The sequence below is a fragment of the Bradyrhizobium sp. genome (assembly GCF_016462955.1).
Taxonomy (GTDB): domain Bacteria; phylum Pseudomonadota; class Alphaproteobacteria; order Rhizobiales; family Xanthobacteraceae; genus Bradyrhizobium.
The window spans coordinates 1-6,029 of the sequence record NZ_JAEMSD010000426.1 but is presented as its reverse complement, the minus strand read 5'-3'; the positions used below and the strand labels follow the sequence as shown (position 1 = coordinate 6,029).

Genomic DNA, 6,029 nt, shown 5'->3' with positions numbered 1-6,029 from the left:
CGCCTATATCGCCAGCTTCCCGGAGAAGGACGCGACCATCGTGATCACGTCGAACGGCGGGCCGGATGTGGGGACGCTGACCGAGAAGCTGGCCGACATACTCCTGAACGGTGGGTCGGGGACCCAGCCGGCGCCGGCGACGGTGACGCCCAGCGAGGCCACGCTGCAGCAACTGGTGGGAGTCTACTTCAACGGCCGGGGGCCGGCGCTGGAAGCCCCCGCCCCGGCTGGCCCCACCCCGAGCTACGCGCTGGATCCCGGCCAGCTTGAGGCCGCGACCTGGAGCGGCGGGCCGCTGCTCGTCGATGCTGGGCCCGGCACAGGAAAAACAAGAACACTTGTCCACCGTATCCAGCACTTGCTGGACAACGGCGCCCCGCCCGCCTCGATCCTCGCCCTCACCTTCTCCAATAAAGCCGCCGAGGAAATGCGTGAGCGGCTGTCCGTCAGCAACGCCGACGCCTCGATCGAAATGTGGGTCGGCACGTTCCACGCGTTCGGGCTGGAGCTGATCACCAAGTATCATCAGCGCATCGGCCGCACGATGAACGTGCGCATTTTGGATGAAACGGGCTCGCTCGCGCTGCTTGAAGCCAACCTCATCCGCCTGCCGCTGCGTTATTTTCAAAACCTATACGAGCCCGCCTATGAGCTGGTGCCCGTGCTGCGGGCGATCTCGCGCTGCAAGGACGAACTCATCACCCCTGCAGAGTACCGTGCCGCCGCCGAAGCCGCGCACAGCGTGGCAGTGACTGAGGAGGAACGCGAAGCCGCCGGCAAAGCGCTCGAAGTCGCGGACATCTATGAGATTTATCAGGATGAATTGGCGAAAGCCGATGCGGTCGATTTCGGGGATCTGGTTCGGCTCGCGGCGCAAGCGCTCGAGCAGAACCCCGACTTGCGCGCCGAGTACCAGGCGCGGATCGAACACATCCTCGTTGACGAATACCAAGACGTGAATCTGGCGAGCGCGCGGCTCTTGCGGGCGCTCGCAGCGCCACAAGCGGATGTGTGGGTCGTAGCCGATGAGCGGCAGTCCATCTACCGCTTCCGGGGCGCGGCGCCCAGCAACGTGCAGCGTTTCGTAACCGAGTTTTCCGGCGCACGGCGTTCACTTGGCATCAATTACCGCTCCGGCTCGCCGGTGGTGCAGGCGTTTCAAACCTTCGCCGCCAGTATGCAGGCCTCCCCCGGCGGACGCTGGACCGCTCAGCGCGGAAGCGTCGGCGCAATCCGCCAGATCGTGGCGCCTTCGGTCGCGGCGGAGGCGGCCGCGATCCGCGACCACATCGAGCAAGCGCGCGCTAACGGCATCCCCTATAGCGAACAGGTCATCTTGGCGCGCAGTCATCTCACGCTCGCGCGCATCACCGGCGCGCTCGAACAACTTGGCGTGCCTCTTCTTTATCTTGGCGATCTCTTCGAGCGCGAGGAGATCCGCGATCTGCTCGCCTTGATCTCAATCGACGCCGAATCCGGTGGAATCGGTTTGGTTCGAGTCGCGCAGTTGCCGGAATACGGCGCGTCCAAATCCGACGCGCTTGCCGTTATCAAATGGGCCGAGGCCAATAACCTGCGCATCTTCGACGCGCTGCGCCGGCTGCCCGAGATTCCGGATCTGACGCCGCAGGGCAGCGCGGGCCTGGCACGTCTTGCGAACCAGCTCGACGGCTTCGGCGCGGGCACTTCGCCCTGGACGCTCCTGACGACGTGGCTTTTTGAGCGCAGCGACTATCTCAAGCCGCGCCTGGCGGCCAACGACTCCAAGGCGCAGCAGCAGCTCGTCGCTATCTATCAGCTCCTCAAGGTCTGCGGTGAAATGGCGGCTGAAGGCGATTCCACCCGCAAGCACATGCTGGTGCGCGTGCGCCGCATCGAGGCCTTGAATGACGATCGCATGTACCGGGCCGTGGCCTCAGAAGCATCCGACCTCAACGGCGTCCGGGTCCTTACCGTTCATGGCAGCAAAGGGCTTGAGTTCAGAGCGGTTCACTTGCCGGCCCTGGCGACTCGATACATGCCGGCGAACCGGCAAGGGGTGCGCTGCCCGCCGCCGCCGAGCTTGCCGCATCTCGCCATCCGCCCCGCCGATCATGAGGCGGAAGAAGAATGTTTGTTTTTCGTAGCCCTTTCGCGTGCGCGGGACTTCCTGTACTTGAGCCGCGCCGAACGCTATAGCGCGAGCCAGTCCGCCAGCGCGTCCAAGTTCTTGTCACCCATCAACGGGCTGGCGCCGGCAGCACGGCGCAATGACTCTCCGCTTCCGGGACGGCTCGCGCGGACCCTCGCACCGCCCGGCGCGCGCACGCTTTATCAGGAGCGCGAGCTTTCTCTTTATATTCAGTGTCCGCAGCGTTATCAGTTCGAGGCCTTGGACGGCCTGCGCGCCATTCGCGACGACTCTCCCTATGTCCGCTTCCATCGCTGCGTGTTCCGCACCATCGGCTGGCTTGAGACGCAGCGGGCCGCCGGCACGCCGTCTGATCTTCCCCCCGCGCTCGCGCAGCTTGGCCAAGAATGGGCGGTGCGCGGGCCGAAGGGACACGGCTTCGAGGCTTACTACCGTGCCTCCGCCGAAACCATGATCACGTCGATGGTGGACGTGATCGCCGCCGAGACGGGCAGCTATGACCAGGGCGAATGGATTGTGGATGTCGGCGGCAAGCAAATCGCGGTGACGCCCGATCGTGTCGTCATCGCTCCCGACGGCACAGTGCACGTGCAGCGCATCCGCACCGGGCGCAAGACCAAGTCGGATCCCGCCAACCGCATCTATGCGCTGCTCCGCCGTGGCGCTACGGCGCGCTACCCCGGGCGGCGTGTCGTGATCGAGGCCTATTACCTTGCGACCCGGGAAGCGGTGCCGATTCCACCTAACAAGGACGACAAGTTGCTGGAGGAATACACCGGCGCCATCACCGACATCGAACGCGGCGCATTCGCGCCGGCGCCGGAGGACGCGCGGCGCTGCCCGAATTGCCAGTGCTACTTCATCTGCGATTTCGTCCAGGGCGTCTCCTAGACTCACTTCCCGAAAATTCTACCTGCCGTCGCTTAGTCCTTAGGGGCCCAATCAAGGGCCGCGCGCCAAAGGGAATAAGCGATGAGCAAGACGATCATCTTCATCCAGGCCGAGGGCAAGCCCGGCGTCACCGAGGCCGAGATCGCGATCCCGGCGACGGTGCGCGACCTGCACGAGGCCTTCAAAACGCACGGGATCGATTTCGACAAGGAACGTGAAGCCTTTGTCGATGAGGCCGAGAACCCCGTGCCGCACGACGCCAAGGCCACGGTCGAGGGCCTCAAGCACGGCTCACGCGTCCACGTGACCCACTGCAAGAAGATCAAGGTCGCGGTCCACTACATGCACCGCACCATCGACCGCGCCTTCGCACCGGGCACCCGCGTGCGCACCGTCAAGCAGTGGGCCGTGCGCGAGCTGAAGCTCAATCCCACAGATGCGGGCGAGCACGTGCTGCAACTCTGCAACAGTACGATCCAGCCGCCGACCGACGCCGCGCTGGCGGAGCTGGTCAACGGCCGGAGCTGCGATGTCTGCTTCGACCTCGTCCCCGAAAAGCGCATCGAGGGCTAGCCGATGACGGTGGTCGTGCCTCCCGACCAGTTGCTCCTCGCGGCGGATCTCGCCGCCCCGGAATTCCGGCGCGGCGAGATCGAGGGCAAGTGGCGTCACATCGAAAACGCCGGGCCGCACGCGACCATCGCGGTCGCCGCGGCGAAGCGCCCGCACGCACCCGATGAATTCGGATTCCGGTTCGAGTGCAGCGGCTACCGCCACACGCCGGCAACGGCGCAGCCGTGGGACCTCGCCACGCGGCGGGCCCTGTCCGCGCCGCACTGGCCGACGGGCCGCTCCCTCATTCCGTCCGTGTTCAGGCCGGATTGGAAAGGCGGCCAATGTCTTTATTTGCCGTGCGACCGCATGTCGATTGAGGGGCACGGCGACTGGATTCACAAGCACCCGAACCGGCTGTGGCAGCCGCAGCGGGGCATCCTCTGCTACCTGGAGCAGCTTTATGATCTCCTCAATCAAGACGATTATTCGGGCATTCGCGGCGCCTGAGCACCGCTTGAACTGCCCGACAGCGCTATGGGCGCGCACTATGGCCGAGCTGCACCGGCGCACACAGCAGCGGCATGAATCCGGCGCGTTCCTGCTCGGGCATGACCATGATGGCCGCCGCGCGGCCGTCGACGTCGTCTACTATGACGATCTCGACCCGGCCGCGTACGCGAGCGGAGTGTGCATTCTCCACGCCGGCGCTTTCGCCAAGCTTTGGGCGATGTGCCGCGCGCGCAAGCTCGCCGTCGTCGCCGATATTCATACGCATCCCGGCGCGGCCTTTCAGAGCGAGGCCGACCGCACCAACCCGATGGTCGCGCAGCCCGGCCATATTGCCATCATCGTGCCCAGCTTCGCCGCGTCGCCGGTCCGCTACGAGGATCTTGGCATCTACGAATACCAGGGCGAGCACCGTTGGGCCGAGCGTGGTCACCGCCGCTGCCGCGGATTCGTTTACACCGGATTTTGGAGTTGATCCCATGACCGCTCTTATCGATCACACGCGCCTGCACCGCACGGCCAAATACTTCATGGACAGCGGCCGCGCGGCGACGCACGACGACGCGATGAGTATCCTGCGCGGCTTCGGCACTTTGATCCGCGTCGGTCCGGAAGCTGCCGTCTCGATCCCGCACCAAATCGCGCTTCTCACTTTGGTCAACCTTGCGCGCCGGACCTTGCTCGGTGGCGTCGAGGTGCTCGGCGTGCCCGATGCGCCTCTGCTCGTTCCGCTTGCGCGCGCGCGCAGCCTCGCAGACACCGTGGTGGAACTGGGCGGCACGCTCTCCACGACCGGCAATCCGCTTTGGCCGGTGGCGCAGATCGGCACGGTGCCGCCGCCGACGGACGCCTCGAGCTGGCAGCTCACCTGGCAGGGATGGCGGGGCGGTGTCGTGCCACGGCATGACGCCCGCCGCCTGTCCGATGATGCGGCGAATCCGCTCGCCGCCGCCATGGCCGCCGCCGCCGCTGCCGCCGAGCTGTTCGCCTGGCACGCGTCCGACCACCCGATGTCCGGACGGCGCGCCGCGGGGTTCTCGCTATGGAATCCGGGCGCCGATTGGCTTGCACCGGACGCAAGCGAGCCCGAGCTGTCCTACCTGCCCGCTTCGCTGTGGCTGATTGGCCTTGGCAATCTCGGACAGGCCTTCTCATGGCTGCTGGCTTGCTTGCCTTATGCGGACCGCAGCAAAGTCGAACTCACGCTTCAGGACTACGATCTGATTGCGGCCTCGAACGACAGCACCTCTTTGCTGTCATCCTTGCCTTTGGTCGGAACGAAGAAAACACGCGTCGTTGCGAGCTGGCTGGAGGCAGCGGGGTTCAAGACCGCGCTTGAAGAGCGCCGCTTCGGACCTTGGACGTTGCGCGGTCCGCACGATCCGGCCGTTGCCTTCTGCGGGGTCGACAACGCGCCGACGCGCGCCGATCTCGGCACCGCGAAATTCGAACTTGTGGTGGAAGCCGGGTTGGGCGCCGGTCCCGTCGGCTTTCGGAACTTCTCGCTGCACACCTTTCCGTCGTCGCGGAGGCCCGACCAAATTTGGCGCCGCGAAGCTGCTGGAAGCGCCTTTGATGTCTCCGCGATGCCCGCGTACAGCGCGCTGCGAAAGTCCGGGCTCGATACTTGCGGTCTGGCCCAGCTCGCGTCGCGCACAGTCGGCGTGCCGTTCGTCGGCTTGATCGCCGCCGCCCTCGCCGTCTCGGAACCCTTGCGCCGACTCCATGGCGGCAGCGGGGTGGAGATTGCCTCGGGGTCGGCCCTCAGTCTCTGTGATGTTGAATGTGTCCGCCTCCCGTTTTCGCCCTACGCATTCGGCCACTTGCCGGCGTTGTAGCCGACCCTGGTCCCTTCAAAGAGACCGCGAAGCCCTCGTTATCCCTTGCTCTCGAAATGCTTCCGGTCGGGATATGGCAATCGTGATGAAGGCCGCGCGCCGACAGG

Annotated in this window: 5 protein-coding genes; all 5 read left to right on the top strand. The window is 65.5% G+C overall.

The features are described from left to right. A partial coding sequence (locus JHD07_RS30575) for an ATP-dependent DNA helicase (RefSeq protein WP_291628893.1) occupies positions 1-3,022 on the top strand: 3,022 nt, incomplete at its 5' end. An 81-nt stretch (positions 3,023-3,103) separates the two neighbouring features. Continuing rightward, the gene (locus JHD07_RS30570) at positions 3,104-3,595 is read left to right on the top strand and encodes a hypothetical protein (RefSeq protein ID WP_024342277.1); all 492 of its coding nucleotides are present in this window, start codon (positions 3,104-3,106) and stop codon (positions 3,593-3,595) included. Between the two features lie 3 nt (positions 3,596-3,598). Continuing rightward, positions 3,599-4,084 (top strand): hypothetical protein, encoded by a 486-nt coding sequence (locus JHD07_RS30565; protein WP_024342278.1) that lies wholly within the window; start codon positions 3,599-3,601, stop codon positions 4,082-4,084. After that, on the top strand, positions 4,038-4,559 hold the full coding sequence (locus JHD07_RS30560; RefSeq protein WP_063828482.1) for a Mov34/MPN/PAD-1 family protein: 522 nt from the start codon (positions 4,038-4,040) through the stop codon (positions 4,557-4,559). The genes JHD07_RS30565 and JHD07_RS30560 overlap by 47 nt, the downstream gene beginning before the upstream one ends. A 55-nt stretch (positions 4,560-4,614) precedes the next feature. After that, positions 4,615-5,922, top strand: coding sequence for a hypothetical protein (locus JHD07_RS30555; protein ID WP_210163717.1), 1,308 nt, complete (start codon positions 4,615-4,617; stop codon positions 5,920-5,922). Positions 5,923-6,029 lie beyond the last annotated feature (107 nt).